At 67.0% G+C, this 23,193-nt stretch carries 22 protein-coding genes and 6 pseudogenes; 16 read left to right on the top strand and 12 right to left on the bottom strand.

What is annotated here, in order from left to right:
• Window positions 1-168: 168 nt before the first annotated feature.
• On the top strand, window positions 169-1,308 hold the full coding sequence (gene rho / locus AC07FA_RS16205; protein WP_479076077.1) for a transcription termination factor Rho: 1,140 nt from the start codon (window positions 169-171) through the stop codon (window positions 1,306-1,308).
• Window positions 1,309-1,387: 79 nt separating this feature from the next.
• Here rho and pgm read toward each other — a convergent pair whose 3' ends face one another.
• On the bottom strand, window positions 1,388-3,034 hold the full coding sequence (gene pgm, locus AC07FA_RS16200; RefSeq protein WP_479076075.1) for a phosphoglucomutase (alpha-D-glucose-1,6-bisphosphate-dependent): 1,647 nt from the start codon (window positions 3,032-3,034) through the stop codon (window positions 1,388-1,390).
• A gap of 301 nt (window positions 3,035-3,335) precedes the next feature.
• Between pgm and AC07FA_RS16195 the strand changes: the two genes are divergently transcribed.
• From AC07FA_RS16195 to AC07FA_RS16185, 3 genes are all read left to right on the top strand, one after another.
• Window positions 3,336-3,662 carry a plasmid stabilization protein gene (locus AC07FA_RS16195; protein WP_479076073.1) on the top strand — a complete coding sequence of 109 codons (327 nt, stop codon included), beginning with the start codon at window positions 3,336-3,338 and terminating at the stop codon, window positions 3,660-3,662.
• 97 nt (window positions 3,663-3,759) lie between these two features.
• Complete coding sequence (locus AC07FA_RS16190; protein ID WP_479076072.1) at window positions 3,760-4,176, top strand: hypothetical protein; 417 nt, start codon at window positions 3,760-3,762, stop codon at window positions 4,174-4,176.
• Window positions 4,177-4,260: 84 nt separating this feature from the next.
• The gene (locus AC07FA_RS16185) at window positions 4,261-4,947 is read left to right on the top strand and encodes a DUF6766 family protein (RefSeq protein WP_479076071.1); all 687 of its coding nucleotides are present in this window, start codon (window positions 4,261-4,263) and stop codon (window positions 4,945-4,947) included.
• A gap of 281 nt (window positions 4,948-5,228) precedes the next feature.
• Here the strand turns inward: AC07FA_RS16185 and AC07FA_RS16180 are convergent, their stop codons facing one another.
• On the bottom strand, window positions 5,229-6,194 hold the full coding sequence (locus AC07FA_RS16180; protein ID WP_479076070.1) for an LLM class F420-dependent oxidoreductase: 966 nt from the start codon (window positions 6,192-6,194) through the stop codon (window positions 5,229-5,231).
• A gap of 181 nt (window positions 6,195-6,375) precedes the next feature.
• On the opposite strand from AC07FA_RS16180, the gene AC07FA_RS16175 reads away from it, so the two are divergent.
• The gene (locus AC07FA_RS16175) at window positions 6,376-6,540 is read left to right on the top strand and encodes a CsbD family protein (RefSeq protein WP_479076068.1); all 165 of its coding nucleotides are present in this window, start codon (window positions 6,376-6,378) and stop codon (window positions 6,538-6,540) included.
• Between the two features lie 186 nt (window positions 6,541-6,726).
• Window positions 6,727-6,882 (top strand): DUF6131 family protein, encoded by a 156-nt coding sequence (locus AC07FA_RS16170; protein WP_479076067.1) that lies wholly within the window; start codon window positions 6,727-6,729, stop codon window positions 6,880-6,882.
• A 334-nt stretch (window positions 6,883-7,216) separates the two neighbouring features.
• Here the strand turns inward: AC07FA_RS16170 and AC07FA_RS16165 are convergent, their stop codons facing one another.
• The 6 genes from AC07FA_RS16165 to AC07FA_RS16140 form a co-directional block, all read right to left on the bottom strand.
• Entirely contained in the window at window positions 7,217-7,633 is a 417-nt protein-coding gene (locus tag AC07FA_RS16165) for a CBS domain-containing protein (protein WP_479076066.1), read from the bottom strand.
• A gap of 120 nt (window positions 7,634-7,753) precedes the next feature.
• On the bottom strand, window positions 7,754-9,157 hold the full coding sequence (locus tag AC07FA_RS16160; RefSeq protein ID WP_479076064.1) for an oxygenase MpaB family protein: 1,404 nt from the start codon (window positions 9,155-9,157) through the stop codon (window positions 7,754-7,756).
• 134 nt (window positions 9,158-9,291) lie between these two features.
• Window positions 9,292-9,501: a DUF4287 domain-containing protein gene (locus AC07FA_RS16155; RefSeq protein ID WP_479076063.1), complete on the bottom strand. Its 210-nt coding sequence runs from the start codon at window positions 9,499-9,501 to the stop codon at window positions 9,292-9,294.
• Window positions 9,502-9,683: 182 nt separating this feature from the next.
• The gene (locus AC07FA_RS16150; protein WP_479076062.1) at window positions 9,684-10,124 is read right to left on the bottom strand and encodes a hypothetical protein; all 441 of its coding nucleotides are present in this window, start codon (window positions 10,122-10,124) and stop codon (window positions 9,684-9,686) included.
• 20 nt (window positions 10,125-10,144) lie between these two features.
• Window positions 10,145-11,278, bottom strand: coding sequence for an AraC-like ligand-binding domain-containing protein (locus AC07FA_RS16145; protein WP_479076060.1), 1,134 nt, complete (start codon window positions 11,276-11,278; stop codon window positions 10,145-10,147).
• A gap of 126 nt (window positions 11,279-11,404) precedes the next feature.
• Entirely contained in the window at window positions 11,405-12,244 is an 840-nt protein-coding gene (locus AC07FA_RS16140) for a TIGR04222 domain-containing membrane protein (protein ID WP_479076058.1), read from the bottom strand.
• Window positions 12,245-12,874: 630 nt separating this feature from the next.
• On the opposite strand from AC07FA_RS16140, the gene AC07FA_RS16135 reads away from it, so the two are divergent.
• The 4 genes and pseudogenes from AC07FA_RS16135 to AC07FA_RS16120 all read left to right on the top strand — a co-directional run bounded on the left by AC07FA_RS16135 (window position 12,875) and on the right by AC07FA_RS16120 (window position 15,702).
• Complete coding sequence (locus tag AC07FA_RS16135) at window positions 12,875-13,480, top strand: hypothetical protein (RefSeq protein WP_479076057.1); 606 nt, start codon at window positions 12,875-12,877, stop codon at window positions 13,478-13,480.
• Window positions 13,481-13,586: 106 nt separating this feature from the next.
• Window positions 13,587-13,742 carry a hypothetical protein gene (locus tag AC07FA_RS16130; protein ID WP_479076056.1) on the top strand — a complete coding sequence of 52 codons (156 nt, stop codon included), beginning with the start codon at window positions 13,587-13,589 and terminating at the stop codon, window positions 13,740-13,742.
• A 73-nt stretch (window positions 13,743-13,815) separates the two neighbouring features.
• A pseudogene (locus tag AC07FA_RS16125) lies at window positions 13,816-14,458 on the top strand (NF041680 family putative transposase); the annotation flags it as partial.
• A gap of 821 nt (window positions 14,459-15,279) precedes the next feature.
• On the top strand, window positions 15,280-15,702 hold the full coding sequence (locus AC07FA_RS16120) for a DUF6924 domain-containing protein (protein WP_479076054.1): 423 nt from the start codon (window positions 15,280-15,282) through the stop codon (window positions 15,700-15,702).
• A 4-nt stretch (window positions 15,703-15,706) separates the two neighbouring features.
• Here AC07FA_RS16120 and AC07FA_RS16115 read toward each other — a convergent pair.
• A pseudogene (locus AC07FA_RS16115) lies at window positions 15,707-16,105 on the bottom strand (transposase); the annotation flags it as partial.
• A gap of 51 nt (window positions 16,106-16,156) precedes the next feature.
• Here AC07FA_RS16115 and AC07FA_RS16110 point away from each other — a divergent pair.
• Together AC07FA_RS16110 and AC07FA_RS16105 are read left to right on the top strand one after the other, a co-directional pair.
• Window positions 16,157-16,398 (top strand): annotated as a pseudogene (locus AC07FA_RS16110) (hypothetical protein); the annotation flags it as partial.
• A 21-nt stretch (window positions 16,399-16,419) separates the two neighbouring features.
• The gene (locus AC07FA_RS16105) at window positions 16,420-16,833 is read left to right on the top strand and encodes a cytidine deaminase family protein (RefSeq protein ID WP_479076052.1); all 414 of its coding nucleotides are present in this window, start codon (window positions 16,420-16,422) and stop codon (window positions 16,831-16,833) included.
• 67 nt (window positions 16,834-16,900) lie between these two features.
• Here the strand turns inward: AC07FA_RS16105 and AC07FA_RS16100 are convergent.
• Window positions 16,901-17,251 (bottom strand): annotated as a pseudogene (locus tag AC07FA_RS16100) (transposase); the annotation flags it as partial.
• 197 nt (window positions 17,252-17,448) lie between these two features.
• Window positions 17,449-18,738: an amino acid--tRNA ligase-related protein gene (locus tag AC07FA_RS16095; RefSeq protein WP_479076051.1), complete on the bottom strand. Its 1,290-nt coding sequence runs from the start codon at window positions 18,736-18,738 to the stop codon at window positions 17,449-17,451.
• 84 nt (window positions 18,739-18,822) lie between these two features.
• Here AC07FA_RS16095 and AC07FA_RS16090 point away from each other — a divergent pair, with 84 nt between their 5' ends.
• Window positions 18,823-19,659 carry an NAD(P)-dependent oxidoreductase gene (locus AC07FA_RS16090; RefSeq protein ID WP_479076049.1) on the top strand — a complete coding sequence of 279 codons (837 nt, stop codon included), beginning with the start codon at window positions 18,823-18,825 and terminating at the stop codon, window positions 19,657-19,659.
• Here AC07FA_RS16090 and AC07FA_RS16085 read toward each other — a convergent pair.
• On the bottom strand, window positions 19,646-20,407 hold the full coding sequence (locus AC07FA_RS16085; RefSeq protein ID WP_479076048.1) for a hypothetical protein: 762 nt from the start codon (window positions 20,405-20,407) through the stop codon (window positions 19,646-19,648). The two genes, AC07FA_RS16090 and AC07FA_RS16085, sit on opposite strands and share 14 nt — an antisense overlap.
• A 306-nt stretch (window positions 20,408-20,713) precedes the next feature.
• Between AC07FA_RS16085 and AC07FA_RS16080 the strand changes: the two are divergent.
• The 3 genes and pseudogenes from AC07FA_RS16080 to AC07FA_RS16070 form a co-directional block, all read left to right on the top strand.
• A pseudogene (locus tag AC07FA_RS16080) lies at window positions 20,714-21,224 on the top strand (transposase).
• Window positions 21,225-21,242: 18 nt separating this feature from the next.
• Complete coding sequence (locus AC07FA_RS16075; RefSeq protein WP_479076046.1) at window positions 21,243-21,680, top strand: ankyrin repeat domain-containing protein; 438 nt, start codon at window positions 21,243-21,245, stop codon at window positions 21,678-21,680.
• A gap of 98 nt (window positions 21,681-21,778) precedes the next feature.
• Window positions 21,779-22,801, top strand: a pseudogene (locus AC07FA_RS16070) (IS630 family transposase); the annotation flags it as partial.
• Window positions 22,802-23,193 lie beyond the last annotated feature (392 nt).

Here is a 23,193-nt window from a genome sequence, read left to right as displayed (position 1 = left end):
TGCCCTTTCTTTCACCCGCTGTCCCGCCCGTCCTTTCACGACCGGCGATCCAGCTTCTCTCCTCCTCCGTCCGGCCCGGGCTCTCAATTCCCGCGCACGGGGCGTGATCACACCGCCTCCGCCGTTCGCCGGACCTTCGTTTCGCCATGTCCGCGAAAGGACCCCCTCATGACCAGCACACTCGAACGCCCCGTCGCCCAGCCCGACCAGCCCGTACGCACCGCCGGAGTCCTCGACACCGCGCAGAGCGGACACGGCGTACTGCGCACCCACGGCGGCCACCCCTCCCCCGGCGACATCCAGGTGTCGTCCTCCCTGATCCGCCGGCACGGCCTGCGCAGAGGCGACGTGGTCGAGGGCACCTGCGACAAGCCCCGCGCCCTGAGCGCGGTGGACCGGGTCAACGGCCTTGCCCCGCACGCCCTGCGGAACCGGCCGCACTTCCGCGACCTCACCCCGCTGCACCCCCGGGAGCGCCTGCGCCTGGAGACGACGGCCGGCGGCCCCGCGATGCGCCTCGTCGACCTGGTCGCACCGATCGGGAAGGGACAGCGCGGCCTCATCGTCGCGCCGCCCCGCACGGGCAAGACCGTTCTTCTCCAGCAACTCGCCGCAGCCGTCGCCACGAACCATCCGGAATGCCATCTGATGGTGGTCCTCCTCGACGAACGTCCGGAAGAGGTCACGGACATGCGCCGATCGGTACGGGGCGAGGTGTACGCCTCCACCTTCGACCGGCCCGCGAAGGAGCACATCGCTCTCGCCGAACTGGCCGTGGAGCGCGCCAAGCGCCTCGTCGAGCAGGGCCGGGACGTGGTCATCCTCCTCGACTCCCTCACCCGGCTCTGCCGCGCCCACAACAACGCGGCGGGCGCGGGCGGCCGGACGCTGAGCGGCGGTGTCGACGCGGCGGCGCTCACCGGCCCCAAACAGCTCTTCGGCGCCGCGCGGCTCGCCGAGGAGGGCGGTTCGCTGACCATCCTGGCGACGGCCCTCGTGGAGACCGGTTCCCGGGCCGACGACTACTTCTTCGAAGAGCTCAAGAGCACCGGCAACATGGAACTCCGACTGGACCGCTCGCTGGCGGAGAAGCGGGTCTTCCCGGCCGTCGACATCACCCCTTCCGGCACCCGCCGGGAGGAACTGCTCCTGCCCGCGGCGGAGTTGGCGACCGTACGAGGACTGCGGCGCGCTCTTCGGACCAGGGACGGACAGATGACGCTGGAAGCGCTGCTGGCCAAGATCCGCAGCACCCCGGACAACGCGACGTTTCTCCGGCAGGTGCACCCCACCCTCCCCGGCGCCTGAGCGGCGGCGCCCGGGGGCTCGCCGGTGGTGCCCAGAGGTCGGCGCGCCGCGGCACCGTGCGGCGCCGCGGCGCGCGGGCTCATCCCGCGGCGTCCAGCGCGGCGGAGACCAGCGCCCGGGCCTCGTCCTGGACCTCGGCCAGGTGAGCCGGCCCTTGGAAGCTCTCCGCGTACACCTTGTACACGTCCTCGGTCCCGGAGGGCCGGGCGGCGAACCAGGCGCTGTCGGTGCAGACCTTGAGGCCGCCGATGGCCGAGCCGTTGCCGGGGGCCTCGGTGAGGACGGCCGTGATGGGTTCACCGGCCAGGGTGTCGGCGGTGACCTGCTCCGGGGAGAGCCCCGCCAGGACCGCCTTCTCCTCACGGGTCGCCGGGGCGTCGACGCGGGCGTACGCGGGGTCACCGAACCGTGCGATGAGCTCGTCGTAGTGCTGGGAGGGGGTGGACCCCGTGACGGCGGTGATCTCGGAGGCCAGCAGGGCGAGCAGGATGCCGTCCTTGTCCGTGGTCCACACCCGGCCGTCGCGGCGCAGGAACGAGGCACCGGCCGACTCCTCGCCACCGAAGCCCAGACTGCCGTCGAAGAGTCCGTCGACGAACCACTTGAAGCCCACCGGCACCTCCGTCAGCGGGCGGCCGAGGTCGGCGGCGACCCGGTCGATCATGGACGAGGAGACCAGGGTCTTGCCGATGCCCGTACCGGCCGGCCAGCCGTCGCGGTGGGAGTACAGATAGCGGATGGCGACGGCGAGATAGTGGTTGGGATTCATCAGCCCGCCGTCGGGGGTGACGATGCCGTGCCGGTCGGCGTCGGCGTCGTTCCCGGTGGCGATGGTGTAGGCGTCGCGCTGCGCGATCAGTGATGCCATGGCGTACGGGGAGGAGCAGTCCATGCGGATCTTCCCGTCCCAGTCCAGCGTCATGAACCGCCAGGTGGGGTCGGCGAGCGGGTTGACCACCGTGAGGTCGATGCGGTGGCGTTCGGCGATGCGCCCCCAGTAGTCGACGGATGCGCCGCCGAGCGGGTCGGCACCGATGCGGACACCGGCGTCGCGGACGGCGTCCAGGTCGAGGACGGCCGGCAGGTCGTCCACGTACGCCGTGAGGAAGTCATGACGGCCGGTCGTGTCGGCGGCCAGCGCCCGGGCGTACGGAACGCGGCGGACCTCCTTCAGTCCGCCCTCGATGAGGGCGTTGGCTCGGTCCTGAATCCATGACGTGGCGTCCGAGCCCGCCGGACCGCCGTGCGGCGGGTTGTACTTGAAGCCGCCGTCCCCCGGAGGGTTGTGCGACGGGGTCACCACGATTCCGTCGGCGAGGCCGGCGGTGCGGTCCCGGTTGTACGTCAGGATGGCGTGCGAGACGGCCGGAGTCGGGGTGTAGCCGTCGTCCGCGTCGATCAGGACCGTGGCGCCGTTGGCGGCCAGCACTTCCAGGGCGGTGACCCGGGCGGGTTCGGACAGCGCGTGGGTGTCGGCGCCGAGGTAGAGCGGCCCATCGGTGCCCTGGCGCGCCCGGTAGTCGCAGATGGCCTGCGTGGTGGCGGCGATGTGGTCCTCGTTGAAACCGGCCGACAGCGCGCTGCCCCGGTGGCCCGAGGTCCCGAAGGCGACGCGCTGGCCGGCCTCGGCGGGGTCGGGGTGGACGGCGTAGTAGGCCGTCACCAGCCGTGCCACGTCCACCAGGTCTCCTGGCTGTGCCGGCTTCCCGGCCCGTTCGTGCACCATCTGATCTCCTCGGTCTCGGCAAGGCCGGCTCCCGCTGCCGGTGCTGCGGTGACGGTCGGCCGGCGGTGTTCTGCCTGATTCTGCCCTCCGGCGTGGCCGCCCCCTGTCGGGCATGGCCCGATTTTCCGGCCTTTCGCGTCTCGACCGTCCGCCCCGGTCGCGTAGCCCCGGTGGGCGCGCCCATGTCGCGGGAGGCGAGTTTCGGACGTCGACTAGTGGTAACCGGGATCTATGACGGCACCGCACGGCTGTGCCGCCCGGCCCGCGTACCAACGAGCCGAACCTCTACGAGGAGTACGTCATGCCTGCAGGGTCCAGCCCCAAACGTGAGCGCCAGTACGAGCATGTGAAGGAGAGCGCCGAGAAGCGCGGCACGTCCGAAGGGCGTGCGAAGGAGATCGCCGCGCGCACGGTGAACAAGGAGCGTGCGCGCGCGGGCGAGACGAAGACCGCCAGCAAGACCTCGACCCGTGACCCGAAGTCCGCGTCGCAGCGCGGCGGTCAGCGCTCGCACAGCGGCGCCCAGGGTCCTACCAAGGACCAGCTGTACGAGGAGGCCAAGAAGAAGAACATCGAGGGCCGTTCGACGATGAACAAGGAACAGCTCCTCAAGGCCGTCGGCCGCTGACCACCCGGCGCTGGACGAGGGGCGGCGTGTCCCGGGGGTGCGACGGAGACGGAACGGCAGAATGCCTCATCACTGCCGACTACGTGCGAGGACAACGGTGACCGCCACACGTCTGCTGCGTTCCGGGACACTGCTCCCGCTGCTCTCGGTCATGATGCTCGTCGGCGGCTGCGGGAGCGACAGCCGGTCGTCATCGGCGAGGAGCGCGGCCGACGCTTTCGAGCAGGGGGTGAGAGACAAGGACGCGGCGGCACTGTGTGCCTCGTTCGCGCCCGGTACACGCGCCGAGCTGGAGTCCGGCGAACAGTCCCCCTGCTCCGAAGCTGTCGCGAAAGTGCCGCTCCCCGCCGGGGGCAGCGTACGAACAGTGGACGTCTACGGCCGTCAGGCCCGCGTGGTCCTGGAATCCGACACCCTGTTCCTCTCCCGGTTTCCCGGCGGCTGGAAGGTAGTGGCCGCCGGCTGCACCCCCCGCCCCGAAAAGCCTTACTCGTGCGAGATCAAGGGGGCTTGACTGCGTGAGAACCCTCTTCATCCTGTGCCTTGGCATCGTCCTCATCGGCCTTGCGTACTTTCTGACGATCGGGCTGATGCGACGATGAAGGCAGCCCTGCGCAGGTTCCTGCGCGACAACTCACTGACGCTCGTTTTCGGGGCGGCGTTTCTGCTGGCCCTGTCCGGCCAGGCCGTCGTGGGACGTATCGAGTTCAACGAACAGCTCGCCGTCGACGACCTGTATCCCGTGTCCTTCGGGTCCTATCTGATGTCCTCCGATTTCGCGGTGGACGTCACGGAGAACTGGCAGTCGGAGTACTTGCAGTTCTTCCTCTACATCTTCGGCACCGTCTGGCTGCTCCAGCGCGGTTCGCCGGAGTCGAAGAGCATGCACGAGGCGGGGCCCGAATCCGACGAGGACCAGCGCGTCGGGCGGTACGCACGCGCCGATTCCCCGTCCTGGGCCGCGGCCGGCGGCTGGCGCAGGCTCGTGTTCTCCCGTTCGCTCGGGCTGACCATGGGCGCACTGTTCGTACTGTCCTGGCTCGCCCAGTCGGTCGCGGGCGTCGCCGCCTACAACGAGCAGCAGCTCCGGGAGCTGCAGGCCCCCATCGGCTGGGGAGACTATCTCGTCTCCGCCGACTTCTGGAGCCGTACGCTGCAGAACTGGCAGTCCGAGTTCCTGGCGGTGGCGTCCATGATCATTCTCTCGGTGTACCTGCGCCAGAGAGGCTCCCCGGAGTCCAAGCCCGTCGGGTCCTCGCACCGGGCGACAGGCGTGGAGGGCTGACGGGCTGACGGGGGGGTTCGCGTCCGGCCGACGGCTCAGGAGCCGGGCGTGCAACGGGACGCCCGTGCGTGCTCCTCCGCGGTCCGTCCTGCGGATTGGTAGCGCTCCCCCTCCGCCTTGAGGCGCTCGTCCCCGAGGGCGGCGCCGTCCGCCCTCATTTTGGCGCCTTTCGCTCTCATGACCTTGGCCCGGATGAGCTCCGCGTGATGTCCCATGGTGTGACCGTTCCTCCCTGTGTCCGTGCCTGTGCCTGTGCCTGTGTCCGTGCCTGTGCCGCGCGCTCAGAGTTCTCGCAGCGCGGGCAGCAGCTTCTGTTCCGCCCAGCGGATGAACGGCTGCTGCTGCGCGCCGCCGATCTGCACGAGCGCGATCTCGGTGAAACCCGCCTCGACGTAGGGGCGGACCGCGTCGACGAATGCGCCGACGTCGTCACCGCACGGTACGGACTCCGCGACGTCCTCCCGCCGTACGTAGGAGGTGGCCTGGTCGAACGCCGACGGGCCCGGCAGCTCGGAGTTCACCTTCCAGCCCCCCATCGACCAGCGGAACTGGTCGTGGGCCCGCTCGACGGCGGCGTCGCGGTCCTCGTCGTAGCAGACGGGGAGCTGGCCGACGCGGGGCTTCCCCGAGCCGCCGTGCCGGTCGAACTCGGTCAGCAGCTCCTGCTTGGGTTCCGTGGCGATGACGAGGTCGGCCAGCCTGCCCGCGATCTCGCAGGAGCGGCTCCCCGATACGGCGACACCCACGGGTACGCGGGTGTCCGGCAGATCCCAGAGCTTGGCGTTGTCCACGTCGAAGTGGGTGCCGCTGTGGCTGACGTACCCGCCGTCGAAGAGGGCGCTGATGATCCCCACGGCCTCTTCCAGCATGTCCAGACGGACGTGCGCCGCCGGCCAGCCGGCGCCGACGACGTGTTCGTTGAGATTCTCGCCCGAGCCCAGACCGAGCCGGAACCGCCCCTCCGAGAGCAGTTGCAGTGTGGCCGCCTTCTGCGCCACCACGGCGGGGTGGTAGCGGACGGTCGGGCACGTCACGTACGTCATCAGCGGGATCGTGGACGTCGCCTGCGCCGCCGCACCGAGCACACTCCAGGCGTAGGGGGCATGGCCCTGCGCGTCGAGCCAGGGGAAGTAGTGGTCCGAGGTGACGGAGAAGTCGAAACCGGCCCGCTCCGCTGCCACCACGTCGTCGACCAGTGCCCGCGGCCCGGTCTGCTCGGTCATCATCGTGTATCCGAATTGCACCATATGGTAGGCGTTTCCGGTACAACGCCGTTGAAACACCCGGAGACCGCAAACACGCGGACGCCGCCCCGTTTGCCGACGGCCGGGGTAAGACCCGCCTCCGTGCCGTACACATCGCGCGACGATGTTCGGTCCGCCCTAGTTTGGGTAGGGAGGGGGACTCGTTCACCGAAGGAGAGATCTGATGCCCGAAGGAAGCGGCAAGGACAAGCTCACCGGCAAGGCGAAGGAAGCCATGGGCAAGATGACCGGCAACCGTCGCAAGGAAGCCGAGGGCAAGATGGAGCAGGCCAAGGGCGAGGCCAAGAAGAAGCTGCTCGGCGACGATCACGGCCGCCGCCCGTCGTAGTCAGCGCCTTCCGGCCGGGCCCGCCCACCCCGTCCTGCTGTACGCCAGAGCCTTGGGCACCGGCCCTTCGGGTCGGTGCCCAAGGGCCGGTGCCGAGGCGCCGCAGGGGTGCCTCGAAGAGGCAGTTGCCCCCGCGCCGTGCTAGGGCCAAACTGGGATCAAAGCTACGCGAGAAGGGAGCGGGCCGTGATCTTGCTCGGAGTCATTCTTCTCGTCATCGGGCTCATAGCCGGTATTTCCATTCTGTGGACGATCGGCATCGTGCTCGTGGTGATCGGCATCGTCCTGTGGATCCTCGGATCGATGGGGCACGCCGTAGCCGGACGAAGGCACTACTGGTAGGAAGCCGGTGGTCCGACTGCCGGGCCGGCAGATCGGGTCGGCTTCGTGTTCAAACGAACTCCCCGGAAAATGATCCATCAGCGCGTCCGGAGCGTGCGCGGATGAAAGGGCCCCCAGCAGCGCATCCCGGTCCGCGGGGAAGAGCCGCACGGCTCGGATGCCGTGCGGGATCCACCCACATTTCCTCGGCCTCGGCCTCCGCCCGGGCCCGCTCCCGTTTCTCACCGGGCGGCGGTACCGGGCAGCCGGGGCCGACCCGTAGGCCGTCGGCGGCGGGAGGCCGCGAGGTTCAGTCGGACGACCTTCAGTCCGACGACCTTCAGTCCGACGACCTTCAGTCCGACGACAGGGCTTCGAGCAGGTCCCCCACCACCGGGTCGGGCAGGGAGCGCGCGACGTCCGCCTGGGCGACCATCCCGACCAGGGTGTGACCGTCGATGACGGGAAGCCGGCGCACCTCGTGCGAGATCATCGTGCGAAGGATCTCCGACGCCTCGTCGTCCGCACCGATGGTGACGGCCTCGCCCTGGGCGAGCTCGCCGGCGGTGGTCTCCGCCGGGTCCTTGTCGGCCGCCAAGACCTTGACCACGATGTCGCGGTCGGTGAGCATTCCCTTCAGCCGCTCGTCCGCTCCACAGATGGGCAGGGCGCCGACGCCCAGCTCCGCCATCCTGTGCGCCGCGACCAGCACGGACTCGTTCGCGCCGATGCACGTGGCGTCGGGCGTCATGATTTCCCGAGCAGTAGCCATGAAGAACACGTCCTTCCCTCTGCCTCGTTCAGGTGCCCTGGGTACCCCGTTCGCCAGCGGCTATCCGCCTGTTCGAGAGCGGAATCCGGGAGTTTCGACTGCGTCCGGCAACGCACCCGGTCACGGTCGTCCCAGGAGCTGGGCGCCCGCGGTGCTGTCCGAGCGGGCGGTGAAGTATTCGGTGAAGGCCCGCAGGAACTCCTCCTCCGTGATCCGTCCGTCACCGTCCGCGTCGAGCTGGCGGAAGCCGTGGTTGAGCTCGGCCGGGTGCACGCGGGAGCCGCCGAAGACCGTGCGGTACTCGTCGGCGCACAGGTGGCCGTTGTCGTCGACGTCCGCCGCCCGGAACAGGGCGCGCACGGCGATGTGGAGCCCGGCGTCGAGGTAGCCGGGGTCGCGGTCGACACCGGCGAGCACGGCCTCGACGAATTCGGCCCGGGAGACCCTGCCGTCGGCGTCGGTGTCCATGGTGGAGCGGATCTGCCGCCACCAGGTGTCGAAGGCGTTGTACACCTCGGACTCCCGTGCCTCGTCGAGTTCGAGCTGCCAGCAGACGTTGTGGGCCATGGCGCGCAGATCGGTCCCGGTGATGTGGCCGTCCCCCGTCTGGTCCATGACCTGCCGGAAGAACGCGTCGACCCTGTGCCGGCGTGAGCGCTCCTGGCGTGGCCTGCGAGGGCCGGGCACCTTCGCCGTGGCGGGGGCGGGCCGGTCGGCGACCAAACCGGTCGGCGGCACGCGGTAGCGCAGCCGCTCCGGCAGGAGCGTCATGACCCGGCGCGTGCCGTGGTGCAGCGTCCAGGACAGCGCCGCGGCGGCCGGGGTACGGGGCAGACCGAACCGTTCCCGGAAGGCGGGAGGAAGGTCGGCGAGGGTGAGCGCGGTCACGACGCGGGCGCTCACGAAACGCAGCAGCGGCCACACGGGCCGCAGTCGCCCCAGGCGCCGGGGAGCGGGGGCCTGGCGCAGCAACGTGTACAGCAGATCGTGCACGGGCGGGCCGTACTCCAGACGCTCGTGGATGGCACGGTCCATGTAGGCGGGCACGTCCGCCGCCGTCAGCGGGAACAGTTCGTCCGGAAGGCCGAACTCGGCGCAGACCGAGCGGAATTCACCATAGAGCCGGTCCAGTTCCGGCTCGGACAAGGGGTCCCCGGACAGCTCACGCATCGCGGTCATCGACTCGTACAGCGTGACCAGGACCCATACCCTCACCGCCGGGTCCATCGCCGTGAACGGCCGGCCCTGGTCGTCGGTGCCGCTGATGCGGCGGTGGGTGCGCTCCAGCCGGGCGACTTCTCTGCGCAGCCCTTCCCGGTCGGCGAAGAAGAGGCGCTTGCCACTGTCCATGGTGTGTTCCACGCGCCGCCAGGGATGGGCCCGGTAGGTGGAGAACTGCGAGACCCCGGCGGCCACGGCCGGGTCCGCGTTCTGCAGCACCAGCAGGCGCCACGCCACCAGTGCGATGCTCCGCTCGCCGAGAGTACGGCGGAAGAGGCTGTCGGGCATCGGCGTTCCGGCCATGTGGCCCTCCGGCATCGGTGCGCCGTATGACGCGTGATCAGGTGTGGTGCAGGAGCCTGATTAACGCGCATATACCGTGTGGCCAGGGCGGCTTTCTCGGTCAAACCACCCGTACGGTGTGATCAGCGCGTGCGTCAGCCGTTGTCCTCGGCGAGGGTGTGTGCGACGAGCGCGTTGGCGTGGCCGTGTCCCAGGCCGTGTTCGGCCTTGAGCCAGGAAACGAGTTCCATGTGCCTGGTCAGGGACGAGGAGCGGATCAGGGCCTTCCACTCCGCGATCGGGCGGCCGTACTTGCTCTCGATCGAGGGGAAGTAGCTGGCGGGGCCCTTCACCGGCTCAGTCATGTCGTGGTGTCCCATCTGCGTGAGGTCTCATCTGTCCGTGCGTCGTGATACCGGATGGCGTGCCGCCCGGGTCGGGACCTGGACGGTGTGACACCGCCCCGGTCCCTGCAGAACGCTACTCCGGCTCCGGCACGGACTTCGGTCCGGCCGGATGATCTTGTCGGAGTCGTAGAACTTCGCCGTCAGTGCCGCGCGCTGATTGTTGATCCGTGATCCGTGATCCGGTCCCGGTCCCGGAGATGGGGTACGGGGTACGGGGTGCTGCAGGTGAACAGGGCAATCTGGATCCCGGCGAAGTTGGGCTCGGAGAACGCGCACACGTACGTGTAGGGGCAGGAGGCCGCGGCACCGGAGCCGCCCGCCGCGTCGAGATCGCGGGCACGCTTCTCGCCGGGAAGGGGCAGCGTCACCTCGGCCTGCGGCAGCAGGATCTTCTTGGCCGCCACCTGGAGCCCGCCCCACTCGGCCAGGCGCGCGTCGATCTTCGCCTGGAGGGAAGCGGCCTCGGCCCCATCGAGACCTGCGTCCTCCGCCTGGGCCGCGAAGTCCGGGGCGGCGACGGTGCTCGCACCGTGTGCGCTCCCGGTTCGGGTCGCCGCGCCGGCCGTTCCCGCCGTAGCCACGCACGCGGCGAGAGTCATCATCAGAGCGACGACGACCCGCCCCACCCCGGTGGGTCTGTGAAAGCGCTGCTGGTCCGATTCACGGAATTGCTCATCTGGTCGGCTTTCCCCATGGGGGACGGCCCCAACTCCGGTGCGGGCGAGGGCGCCCGGTCATTGGCCGGGAATGCAGCCATCGTTCGCTCGAGTGCACCGCGCCGGTGCTCGCCCGGGGTCATCCCGTAGAAGGAACGGAACATCCGGCTGAAGGCCGCCCCGTTCACCAGCCCCCATCGTGCGGCGATGTCGTGGATGGGCAGGTTGCGGAGCCGTGGGTCGAGGAGGTCCGTGGCACAGTTCTCCAGCCGTTTCCTCCGTATCGCGGCGGCCACGGTCTCCTGCCGCTGCCTGAAGAGCTGATGCAAGAGCCGGACGGAGATGTGGTGCCGGGCCGCGATGACACCGGGCGCAAGCGCGGGATCGGCGAGGTTGTCCTGTATGAAGACGTCCATCCGGGCCAACAGCAGTTCGTGCCGCGTCTCCGGCGGCAGACTCTCCTCGGCATCGAGGTGGTGGGCGAGGAAGCCGGTGGCCAGGCCGAGCACCGTATCGCCGAGCCGCACGCGGCTCCGTTCGTCGAGCGCCGGTGCCTCCGCCAGCAGCGATTCGAGAAAGCCCGCGAGCAGGCTGCCGACGCCGGTGCGGGCCTGCAGGCCGTGCGCCAGCACCCGGGCGATCCTGGCCTCCGGAAGTGGGACGAGTGCGCGCGGTATATGGAGGATGAGCGCGCGCGAGACCCCGTTCACGGTCCCGCCCGTCGCCTCGCCGAGATAGGGCCGGGACGAGGTCCAGAGAGTGACGTCACCTGGCTGGAGTCTGCTCGTGTGGCGCCCCTGGGTGAAGCCCATCAACCCCTCAAGGATCAGGGTGAGCTCATAGACCTCGGGGTCGGCCCGTCGGACCAGCTCCGCCGTGCGCTCCGACCGCAGCGCCGGAAACGAGATCTTCGTCAGCTGGAGCCGCCCCAGACCGAGGGAGCCGAGGCTCGCCACGAAGTCGGAGGAGAAGTCGCTGGTGATCGAGGTCGGCTCCACCCCCTGCCAGACGGCGTCCCGCCACCACTCGAACCTCTGCTCCCGCGGTAACAGCGCCGTGTCGAACTCCGTGAACACCATGAGCTCTTCCCCCCACCTGAGCGGCACGCAGTTGCCTCGCACACCGTGGCTCGCGATGTGCAGGGCCCACAACGCCGCCCCGTCGGACACACGCGACGTCCGTGGCCGAGAAGGGTCTGCGATCGGTCAGCTTTCCTCGTACGCCGCATCGTCCGGCAACGCACCGGAACACCGCACCAGAGGCGCGTCGGGCTCCTGGGACCACGCAACGTCCGGAGCGGACCGGCCTCGCCTCACCCCTCCCAGTTGCCTCGCCATCATGTCTTCAGGAACCTCCGCGGCGCCGTAAGCGGCGATCAGGTGGGCCACCGAGCTGGTGTGCGGATGCTCTACGTCGAAGTCATGGACCGCCTGCCTTCCCGCGATGGTCACCCTGTGTCTCGAAACGGGGCGCTGCTGCAGGGCGACAAAGACGCCCGCGAGCGGAACGAGCATGGACAACATACTGAGCGGGGCGGAGAGGGCCGAGGGGTCGGCGGAGAGATGGGCGGGTACCACGGCCATCGACGGCACCGCCAGAAAGCAGAGCACGGCCTGGGCGTCAGCCCACATCGTGAGCCGGCGCATCGAGTCCGCGGGCACCAGCAGTCCCCGGTCGACGAGGGTCCGGCCCAGCTGTCGCACCGCCGGTCCGCGCGCCACCGCACGCCTGACAGCGGGACCCTTGGGCGTCCTGGCCAGCGCTGACAGCACCTCGCGCTCCAAGGCGCTGCGGGCAGTCGCCTCCTGCACGGTGAAGAAGTCGTTACGAGGACCATGGACCCCCAGCCGGCCGTCCACGTACATCCCGAACAGCACGGTATCTGCGACTCGGGTACCACTTCCGCGCACCAGAGCCGCCTCCAGTACATCGCGAACCGGGCCCGGGGTCCCCGCGGCGGGAAGTCTCCTCATCCGTGCGATCAGCAGAACGGACGAAACGGTGACGGCGACATAGACAGCCGTCACGAACAACGCAGTCGTCATCGGCCGACACCGCCCAGGACGCTGCCGGAGACAACCCGGCGTGCCCCAAGGCCGTCCCGCTCCCACGCTCGACTCATGGCTCCCCCTGACTGGGCGGGGGCGGCCCCCGCGATCCTCGATGCGGCGCGCAGAAGTGATTGCCCACGCGCACATCGCCCAACCCCGCGGAGCCATGTTCAGAGGTCGATTTGAGCTATGCCGACCGGCGAGCAGCACTCGCCGCTCTGCGTGGCTTTGTAGGTGCGGACCTACCAGGCCATGGCCAGCATGCATGTCCCCGAAGCGAGCACTGGCCACGGCTCGATCGCCGGCGCGCGGTCGTCTCCGGCAGGCGGCTCTTCGCGCTCGCCGACGGCGGCGGATTGGGGACTCGATCGGGTACACCTGCGCTTCGACTGCCCGTCAGAAGCTGGCGAGCAAGCGCGAGAGGCATGATGCCTCTACCAGGAGGATCACCATCGGTGGGCCTGTCCTCGTCACTCACAGCGATATCGAGCGGCGGCGGCTCAAACAGACGAGACACCGCAGCATGCGAGACCAGTGGCGCCCTCCCGATGCCTCCACCCCGATCGGGGTAGCCGTACAGGCAGTCGCCGACCGTCGATGACCTACCGGAAAAGGAGCACGCTCATGCGCCTCTACGCCCAGACCCCGGCACGTCGGAACCGTCAGATCCTCGCAGACCTGATCGCGGCGGCCCTGATCTACGCTGCGGTGAAGCTGGCCTTGGCCGTGCGCGACGCGATCATGCGACTGGCCGATCCGGGCCGTAAGGCGGAAAGCGCCGGCACCAGCCTCTCCGACGGACTCAGCGACGCGGGCGACGCCGCCTCGAAAGTGCCGTTCGTCGGAGACCAGTTGCAGAAGCCGCTCAGGTCCGCCTCCGAGGCCGGCACCGGGCTGGCCGACGCAGGTCGTTCCCTCCAGGACACTGTGGGCCATCTGGCGACGCTGACCACGGTCGCCCTGATCGTCATCCCGATGGCGTTCGTGCTGCTGCTGTGGCTGCCCCCGCGCCTGCGCTGGATCCGCCGCAGTGCCGTCACCCGGCGAATCGCCACCGGACCGGGCGGCGCCGACCTCCTCGCGCTGCGCGTCCTCACCGGCCCGCCCCGCCGGCTCGCAGCGCTGCCCACCCCACCCGACGGCCTCGCAGCAGCTTGGCGGCGCGGCGACGAAAAGGTCATCGCCGACCTGGCAGCGATCGGCCTGCGCCAAGCCGGTCTACGCGCCTGACGGAGAAGCAGCCTCCCTTGTCTGCTGAACGTGAACGACTGTCCCCATGCGACCTGTCCTCCGACTGTCGGCCCGCTGTCTCCGACCCGCCCGCACAGGAGCTGATGTGGGCGTCACCGTGGATCACGGTACGGGGCAACGCGAAGTGAAGGAGCGGCAGTTCGTCCGCCCAGCGGTCGACGAGGCCGTGGAGGAAGGCGAGGTCTGCCGTCGGGATGGCCTCCGGTGCCCGCTGGGGTCGGTCGCCGGCGACCCGGAGTGAGCCCCATTCGGGCAGCGGCCAGGGTGGTGGGCCAACTGCGTGGATGCGGCGGAGTGGACCAGTCAGTTCGGCCGGCGAAGCGACCGTGCAGGCGTGGGACCGCCTCCACCCGCAACTGACCCGCTGGACGGCCTGGCTCGGCCACGACGGTGAACTCCCCATCATCTCCGGCACCGTCATCCGCCTCAAAGTCGAGTACTTGCCCTCCGGAGATGACCCGGAACCGGTCTGGCTGTTGTGGTCTCGCACCAACGCCCCCGCCGCGGACATCGACCGGTGCTGGCAGACGTTCTTGCGTCGGATCGACATCGCACACACCTTCAGAATGATCAAGCAGACGATGGGCTGGACCAGGCCGAAGGTTCGTGATCCCGAAGCCGAAGACCGTTGGACCTGGCTGGTCATCACCGCCCACACCCCACTCCGCCTCGCCCTCCCTCGCCATCGGCCTGCGACGCCCATGGGAGAAACCTGCCGATCCGAACAGGCTGACCCCGGCCGGCCCGGGTCCGCCGCGGGTTTCGGAACCTCCATGCGCGGCCGCCCTCGCCAGCCGCTGTTCTCCAACCGTCCCGCCCAGGCCACGGACGGTCGTCCGGCTCGAAGAGCCGCCACCCGGCAATACGGCACGATGTCGGCCTCGAACTCGTCACCGGCCATGCCTACCGTCGCCCCTCCCACCACAAGACAGCACCAAGCCCCGACGCACTGCTTGAACGAAGAAACCCGTAGGCTCGGGCGCCGCTACCAGGCAATATGGGTCCTGTGAAGGATCTACCCCCCGGCCTGCCACCGGCAGACTCGCGCAAGTGGCACAGCCGCCGATGGTGGGACCAACTGGGGTATCTGCGTGTGCGCTCCCTGGCGAACCCGAGTTGGACCAGGGACATGCCGTGGCTGATCGCGTGGTTGCGACGCGAACGCTCGTCCGCTCTCCCGACAGATCACGCCCTCTACGACAAAGCGATCACCGCAGCTCAGGGTTACGCGCGGACTCCCGACCAGTCACCAGAAGCGGAACGTGCGTGGGGCCGGGTTCTCGAACCCATCGACGAGCTGCTGAAGCGGCGGCAAGCGAGGCACCTTGACGAAGTCCATAAGGCTCAGGCTGAGCAACGCAACCCAGGTTCCTGACATCGTCACGAGTCCTAGTGCTCAGAGGTTAAACGGAGCCCAGGGCTGTCCCGTTCAACCCTGGCTGCGTAGGCACGCCGGTGACGGGCTCGAGGAAGTTCTACAAAAGCTGCCCTTCCGGCCCCGCGCCGAACTGAAGCATCTGGTGGCCTCACTGGACGCCGTATACCTCGACCGCACTCTGCCTGAGCCCTTCACCGATCGCCGGCAGTGGCGTGCTCACCTCTGGTGGCATCGCCGTCTCACGGTAGGCGGAGAGGTGATGTGAGGTTCGTGGTCCGATCCAGGACTGGGAAGAGCATTTTGTTCCGGCGGAGGTGTTGGTATCGCCGAGTTGTTTGAGGAGGCCGCAGGCACGGTGGGTGTGACGGTCGAGGTCAGCGTCGGGTGAGAGGATCACGGGATGCCACTGCCTCAGCCCGATGATCTGACCTCGCTCGTACTGCGTACCGACTTCGGTGACGATGGAGCTTGGGACGCGGTTCGAGCTGCGCTCGACGCGGCCGACGAGTACCCCCATGCCACGTATGTCAGCGAGCTTCGCTTCGCCGACGTGGAGGTCCGGACGTTGATGGATGAAGAGGCTGCTGCGGATGAAGAAGCGCAGATCATCCACGTCTTTCTGGCGGACGCGGCGACGATGAAGGATCCGGATCACTCGCTCCTGGCCGTGGATCTCTCGGACGAGCCTGGGCGGACGTTCAGGCTCCCTGCTCAGTGGTTTCCTGACGTCTCGGCCAATCTCAGCATCGCCAACATGGACTTTGCCGAGTTCGCCGACGCTGCTGATGGGGCAGGGATGTTCCGCGGCTTTGACGAGGGCTGACGCTCTATCCGGGTGAGCTATGGGTCGTGTGGTTCAGCGTGGCTCCGCAGGTGAGGCGCCGGCTCATCAGGTCGATCATCGCAAGGCGGATCATGGCTTCGGAGCGGTACGGGTGGGTTTCGTAGTCGCGAGCCAGGCGTCGGTGGTGCGTGAGCCAGCCGAAGGTCCGCTCGACGACCCAGCGCCGTGGGATCACCTTGAAGCCTTTCCCGGTCGGGTCGCGATGGGCGACTTCGCCGTCGATGCCCAGGCGTGCTCCGTGCTCGATGGCCTTGATTCGGTAGCCGCTGTCGGCCCAGGCTTTGGTGACGCGCGGCTTGGCCTTCGCGATCTGTGAGAGCACCTGGATGCTGCCGACGTTGTCGGAGGCGCTCGCGGCGGTGACCAGCACGGCCAGGAGCACCTAGTGCCGCATCAGGCAACGTTCGCCCTGTTGTGGTGTGACGCGCCACCCGGGTCCTGGGCCTGGGCGACCCACGGGAACAACGTCGAGATCGCCTACACCCCTACCAACTCCTCGTACTGAGCCGCATCGAGGCCCAGTTCACCGCCTTTCGCTACTTCACCCTCGACGGCACCGACCACGCCAGCCACAAAAAGCAGGGCAGCATGATCCGCCGCTACATCATCTGGCGGAACAAGCACACCGCGGATACTCGCTTGCGCACCATCGTCACGCGGGTCAACGTCGCCTGACACCTGACGAAGGCAGAGAAGATGACCACGCAGACCCACCATGTCGACGACGAACTCATCCAGGCCGCGGCCAACGTCGCGCGCACTCGCTGCCGGGGCGACAACCACACCATGGCGGCAGCAGCCCGTGCCCAGGACGGCCGGATCATCACCGCGGTGAACGCCTACCACTTCACCGGAGGCCCCTGCGCCGAGCTGGTTCTTATCGGCGCGGCAGCCGCCCAGGGCGCCTACGAGCTGGACACGATCGTCGCCGTGGGCGACCGCGACCGGGGGGTTGTCCCCCCATGCGACCGATGCCGGCAAGTCCTCCTCGACTACTTCCCCGCCCTCAAGGTCATCGACGGCAATGACGACCGCGTCCGAACCGTCCTCATTGCCGACTTGCTGCCCGAAAGCTATGTCTGGGCCGACCACCAGCTCAACGCCGGGTAAACCGCGTCACTCAGCACGAGCTGCCACCGCCAGCCGACAACAGGGCGAACGTTGTCTGATGCGGCACTAGGGTGTCGACGCCGATATGGCGTGTGCGGCCCGCGATCTTCTTGCCCGCGTCGATGCCCTGGCCGGCCGCGGGTACGTTCGCGGAAGTCTTGATGCTCTGCGCGTCCAGCACGCACGCACTCGGCTCGCGGTCGCGGCCCTCCGCCTCTCGGACCAGGCGGCGGAGCCAGCCCGTTGAGGATGGAAGACCTTGTCCTTCTGCCAGGCGGCGAAGTAGCCGTAGACCGTCTCCCCCGGCGCGAAGTCGTGCGGCAGGTAGCGCCAGGGGATGCCGGGTGCGGTCGACGTAGAGAACGGCGTCCGTGATCCGCCGCAGGCCGTGCTCGGGTGGGCGGCCGATGTCCAGGCCCTAAACACCGCTGTCGGGGCAAAACTCCCCTTGAGAGGATCACCGCGTCGTCAAGGACATGCGGGATCAGCGATGTTGCGTCGGCAAGCACGGTCTTCCAGGCAGGTCACGAGCGTCGAGAAGTCCATGACCTTGGACTCACGCGCCTGTTCTGCCACCACGCGACCTCAGCTGGCAGGCCGTCACAAAAAAAGAGGCTAGCGGGCGATGGGACCCGACGCCAAAGGGAACGGAACGACGTCGCTCACGCGCCTTACGCCGGTGATCGCGGCCACCAGCCGATTAATGTGCAGGCCGAATCCCGACAGCGGCGGGCAGCCAAGCTTCAGCGCTTCGAGCAATGCATCGTCGTAGCCCCAAGAGTCACCCTGCGTATTGGGGTGCTCTGGCCTAGCGATCCTCTGGGATTCGAATACGGCGTGTTGCTCTTCTGCATCCACCTGCTCTTGAACAACCTCGCAGATCCTGAACCCAGAGAAGAACATGAAACCCCTCATGGCATCGCCCGACGTCGATTCATCCTGCTTTGCCAACGGAGACAGGATTTTAGGAAATTTGTCGACAAAGACCGGCGATCCAAAACTGTCGGAAATGGGCCCGCGCAGCTCGCCATACGCGCGTTTGACTGCGGCTTCCTCACGCGTGGACACGCCCGTGGCGGAAGAGAATGTCTCATAGCGCCACGGCGTGGCCAGCGCCTCAACATGGCCATCCGGCACCGCCGGAAAGCCTCGAACGCTCAGTGCCGCGTTCTGCACAATTTTCTCCACGATGTCGATCAACTCACGCTGAGAGAATCTGGACGTCATTCCCTCGACCATAAGAAATTCGTGAAGCTCTGCCGACTCGTTGCGGAAGGATGGTCCCATGCAGTATACACTTTCAAGCCCTGCCACCATGAGCTGTTTCAGGTGACTCTCGAGCGAACCACGCAGGTAGAGATCAACAGAACCGAGGTCGGTGGATTCCAACCTGAAGAGGTTGGCGGTGCCGGCGAATGGTGAAGAAACGATCGCCGGGACATCGACCTCATCAAATCCGAATTCCATCAACGACTCACGGATGGACCTCATGACTCGGATCCGAACTTTGAGACGCGCGCGCAACTGCGAATCGACGAGTAGCTCCCTAGCGCGGTCCCGCCTTACGGAACGTCCCGTCCTGCGAAGTGCTCCCGCACGGAAGTCCTCGGTCAGTGACCCTTGCTCGTGGGGCTTGGCTACACAGATCAACGTGTCAACCTCGACGATCGCGTCACCGGTCCTGGATCTGCCAACCCTTCCTTCCATTTCGACGACGTCTCCAACGCCAATGCCAAATCGGTCATATTCCGCAGTGCCTGCGAGGCATTGATGGTCCTGCAGTGCGCCGCGCACGTCGAAGAACGTGCTCCGCTTCATTCGACGAACCGCAACGACCCGCCCCATCAAGTGCGTGGACAGCGCCTCCTGCTCGATATGGGACCTGGAAGGTCTTGAATCGTTCATATTCTTCCCTTCTCGCGCCGATAGCCTCGTGTTGGCGATACGATATGGACCCAGTTACCGACTCGACAGGCGAAGGAAATCAGCATGCATAGCATTCTGTGGTTCGGTGCCGGTAGGTTTGGCTCGCCGATGGTGTCCAGGTTGCTGGAGAAGGGATTCACTGTTCATTTGCCACGGTCCGGACACGGCACGGACACCGCGGCTGCGCTCGTGGAAGCCGGGGCATGTTGGTGGAGCGGCGATGACGTTGATCTCTATGGGTTTTGTTTGCCTCGGTCCACGGACGTGGCTCAAGCAATGGACGACTTCCCGCTGAAAACTGGGGTCGAGGTGTTGGATTTCTCCACGGGTGATCCTCAACAGACATCGCGCCTTCTGTCCACTGCGCAGGCCCGTGGCGCCGGCTACATCGACTGCCCTGTTTCCGGGTCAACCGTTCACGGCAGGAACGGGAATCTCACGATGTGGATCGGTGGTGAAAGGTCGTCGGCCGGCGAGCCATGCAAGCAGACGATTGATTCCCTTTCCCATAAGCAGTTCTGGATGGGTCGGGTCGGCGCCGGCTTCTCCGCCAAATTGGTGAATCAGGTAATTCACGTCTTGAATGTCGCAGCCATAGGCGAGGGTCTCAAGTTGGCGCAGGCTCTCGACCTTCCACGAGACCGCATGGTCGAGAGCCTGCGCCACGCGAGTTCGGATTCCGTGATGTTGGATCGTTTTGGCGCCGCAATCGCCTCGCACGACCATACGGCACATTTTCGCCTTGAGCTCGCCGCAAAGGACATCGAGTATGCCTTCAATATCCTGAAGTCATCCTCCGGCATACAGACCTCGTACCTGGACCTCTTGCATGAGGATCTACATTCTGCATTGGCCCGCGGCCAGGGAGATGAAAACTTCACCACGTTCATTGACAACTAAGCCAATTGGAGGCCGGAGGCTCACCCGAGGGAAAATTACAGGCATCTCCGAGCTCCTGCTCTGTCTCAAGGAATATGGTCTGCGCCATCATGTTGATCCTTTTGGCCTGCTCACGAAAAAGTTCAATCGACTCCTCGGGGTGAACGGTATCTATGACCGCATTCTTGCCGATTGCATTGAATTGATGCGACGTCCCTCGCGGGATTTGCATGTCAACCCAAGCGCAAGGCGGCACCACCGCATTGAACCGCGCTCTTGTCCTTCCCTCCTCATATGCAATCTCATCAACGAAAGTGGCGATCACAACCTTCTCCCCGACGGCCTTCGTCAGCATCTTCGGTTCGGCCAGCGTGGATATTCGGACACGCGTACACTTTCCCGTCATGATCCTTACGTAGCGCATTCCGGTGTGCAAATGCATCCTTGAGCACAGGCCTTTCGTTCTGACGTCGTAAAAATCCATCAAATACCGGTCGGCCGCAAAGCTGTCATTTGGCGGGGTCAGCATGAGAACGTCACCCTCCTCAAATTGCTGAGCTCGAACCATTCCGTCTGCATCCGGGGTACGGTTGGATGATATCCCGTGCCCCTCCTGAACAATTTTCGACAGGGCCTCGACCACTCCTTGCGCCGTCTCCTCATCAAGACTGACCACAGGAGTGATCACGCACTGGCCGTCGTCCTCGAATGAGTTCAAACTATGGACTTCGTTCTCGGCGTCCGGGCTGTTCTTCAGTCGGTCGTTCATCCTGCCCCCCGACGGATTGGATCTCGCCTGTTCTGCACAACGACAAGAGAAGTGCCATCAGACCACCGTGGTACTCCCGGGTGAGTCTCGCACCGGCCCAAGCGATTATGTGAGAGAACCGCGAAACCCAGGGCCTCGGCCAACTGATCGTTTCAGAATGCGATCTGACCTCTCGGCGGAGACGGCGCTCAGTGGTGCGAGAGAACTGGTAGCTGTGGCTGCGCGTCGGCTCCGCAGGACCTTTTTTAGGGGGAGAACCTAGGGCTGTATCGAAAGTGGATCTATGGCTGTGAATGATCACAGGTCATGGGTCGGGGAGATCTCACAGACGAGCAGTGGGCAGTGCTGGGGCCGCTGTTGCCGAATGGTGCCAGGGCGGGGCGGCCACCCGCCTGGTGTCGACGGCAGCTGATCGACGGCATACGGTTCCGGGTCCGAACCGGTTTGCGTGGCGGGTCGCGCGGCGGGTTCACCACCAAGCTCCACCTGGCCGTCGAGCAGGGCCAAAGGCCTCTGTCGATCGTAGTGACGGCAGGACAACACGGGGACTCGCCGCATTTCGGACCCGTACTGAAGAAAGGTACGCGTGCCACGCCTCGGACCGGGACGGCCACGTGTCCGTCCCGATCGTGTGCGGGCCGACAAGGCGTACGCCTCCCGCAGGAATCGCGCCTACCTGCGCCGTCGCGGGATCAATCGCCTCAAGCGCCACCGGGCCGTGGCCACGAGATACGACAAACTCGCCGTCCGCTACGAAGCCACTGTGCTGGTCACGGCGATCAACGAATGGATACGAGTAGCTCCGGCGTCGTCATGAACGCTAGCTTCACCAGCTATGAAGCAGCGCAAGCAGAAGAAGCTCTCCCGCCACCTCTTCGAAGCAGTCCTGGCAGGCGACGCCATGCACACGAAGGCCCTGTTGCGCAGTGGAGCAAGTCCAGAGAGACGGAACAGTGACGGCACCACTCCGCTGTACCTGGCTTCAGTGCAGGGCGAGGCCGGGATAGCTCGTCTGCTCATGGAAGCCGGAGCTTCTCCCGACACCGAAAGCAGCGGCCTTGGCGCGGAAGGCACACCGCTGTGCGCAGCCGCCTGCTGGGGGCACACCGAAACGATCCGGCAGTTGTTGGCACATGGTGCCGATCCCAAGCTTCGCGAAGACCACGGCACAGGAAAGTCCCCGCTGGACTGGGCGAACAACGGACTTCACCCCGACGCTGCCGAGATCCTCCGGGCAGCAGGGACCCAACTGACAACTCCCCCGGCTCCGTAGCTAGTGCTGTGACCGTGAAGGTTCGCCGGGTTGGTGGTCGCGACGGTTGGATGTGCGGTGACGTCCGATCCGATCGCAGGAGGCGCGGTGGCTGAGCTGTGCGTGTACGCGGACTGACCGACCAGGAGGGGCAGAAGCTGCAGCAGATCGGGCGCCGGGGCAGCACGAGTTCGGTGCGCTACCGGCGCGATGATGCTGCGCCTCGGCGGGCGGGAATCGGGTGCCGGTGATCGCCCAGCTGGTCCAGGCCGACGAGGGCACCGTGCGCGATGGGGTCCACCGCTTCAACGAAATCGGCCTGGCCTGCCTGGACCCTCAGTGGGCGGGAGGCCGTCCCCGCCTACTCAGTCGTGACGACGGGGACTTCGTCATCCGGACGGCCACCACTCGTCCGAGCAAGCTCGGCCAGCCCTTCATTCGCTGGTCGATCCGCAAACTCGCCGCCTACCTGCGGAACGTGCACGGATGTGTCATCCGCATCGGTCGTAAAGCCTTACGGTGCCTGCTTCGGCGCCGCGGCATCACCTTCCAGCGCACCAAGACCTGGAAGGAGTCACCCGACCCTGATCGCGATGCCAAGCTCGACCGGATCGAGCAGGTGCTGGACCGCTTCCCGGACCGGGTCTTCGCCTTCGACGAGTTCGGGCCCCTGGGTATCCGGCCGATCGCGGGCTCCTGCTGGGCGAAGCAGGGCAAGCCCAACCGGCCGCCGGCGACCTTCCGCCGCACCCACGGCGCCACCTACTTCCACGGCTGCAACTCCGTGGGCGACGACCGCCTGTGGGCCATCAACCGTCGTCGCAAGGGCACCGCCAACACTTTGGCTGCGCTCACGTCGATCCGTGCCGCCCGACCCGACGGCGCCCCGATCTACATCATCTTGGACAACCTCTCCTCCCACACCGGGGCGGACATCCGCCGCTGGGCGAAGAAGAACAAGGTCGAGCTGTGCTTCACCCCGACCTACGCTTCCTGCGCCAACCCGATCGAGGCCCACTTCGGCCCGCTGCGGCAGTTCACCCTGGCCACCTCCCACCAACGCCCGCCACCCCGACGTACTCGCCGCCCAACGCAAGGAACGTGCCCGCATCCGCAACGAAAAGGGCATCCGTTGGGGCGGTTCGTGGTGGGGTGGGGAGCGGAGCGGCTGGAACGCATCGCACACCGCCCCTGCACGTACACTGCTCGCCAAAAGCGGGGGCTCGGCCCCCAGGGGAGGGCGTCGTGCAAGCGAGCGACAACGAGCGCCACTGGATCAGCGCGTGGCACGTTCCGTTGAACGTTGCCGCCATGCACATGAGTGGCGTTCTGCTGTACATCAGCTGCTTCTGGATTCTAGCCGGGTCCGCGGCAACCTATGGCCAATCGTTCGGGTTGATGATCTGGATCCTGGTGCTCCACGTCGCTATCCAGATTCCCGCTGGCCTTCTTGCCTCCCGCTGGGCGGTCCGCGGCCAGGTAGCCAGGGCTGGCCTGGTCGCGCTGGGGCTGGCCACGGCAGCCATATGGACGC

This window comes from Streptomyces sp. NPDC045968 (assembly GCF_056430475.1).
Note: the sequence above shows the minus strand (reverse complement) of the source record. Positions and strands in the feature narration are given on the sequence as shown.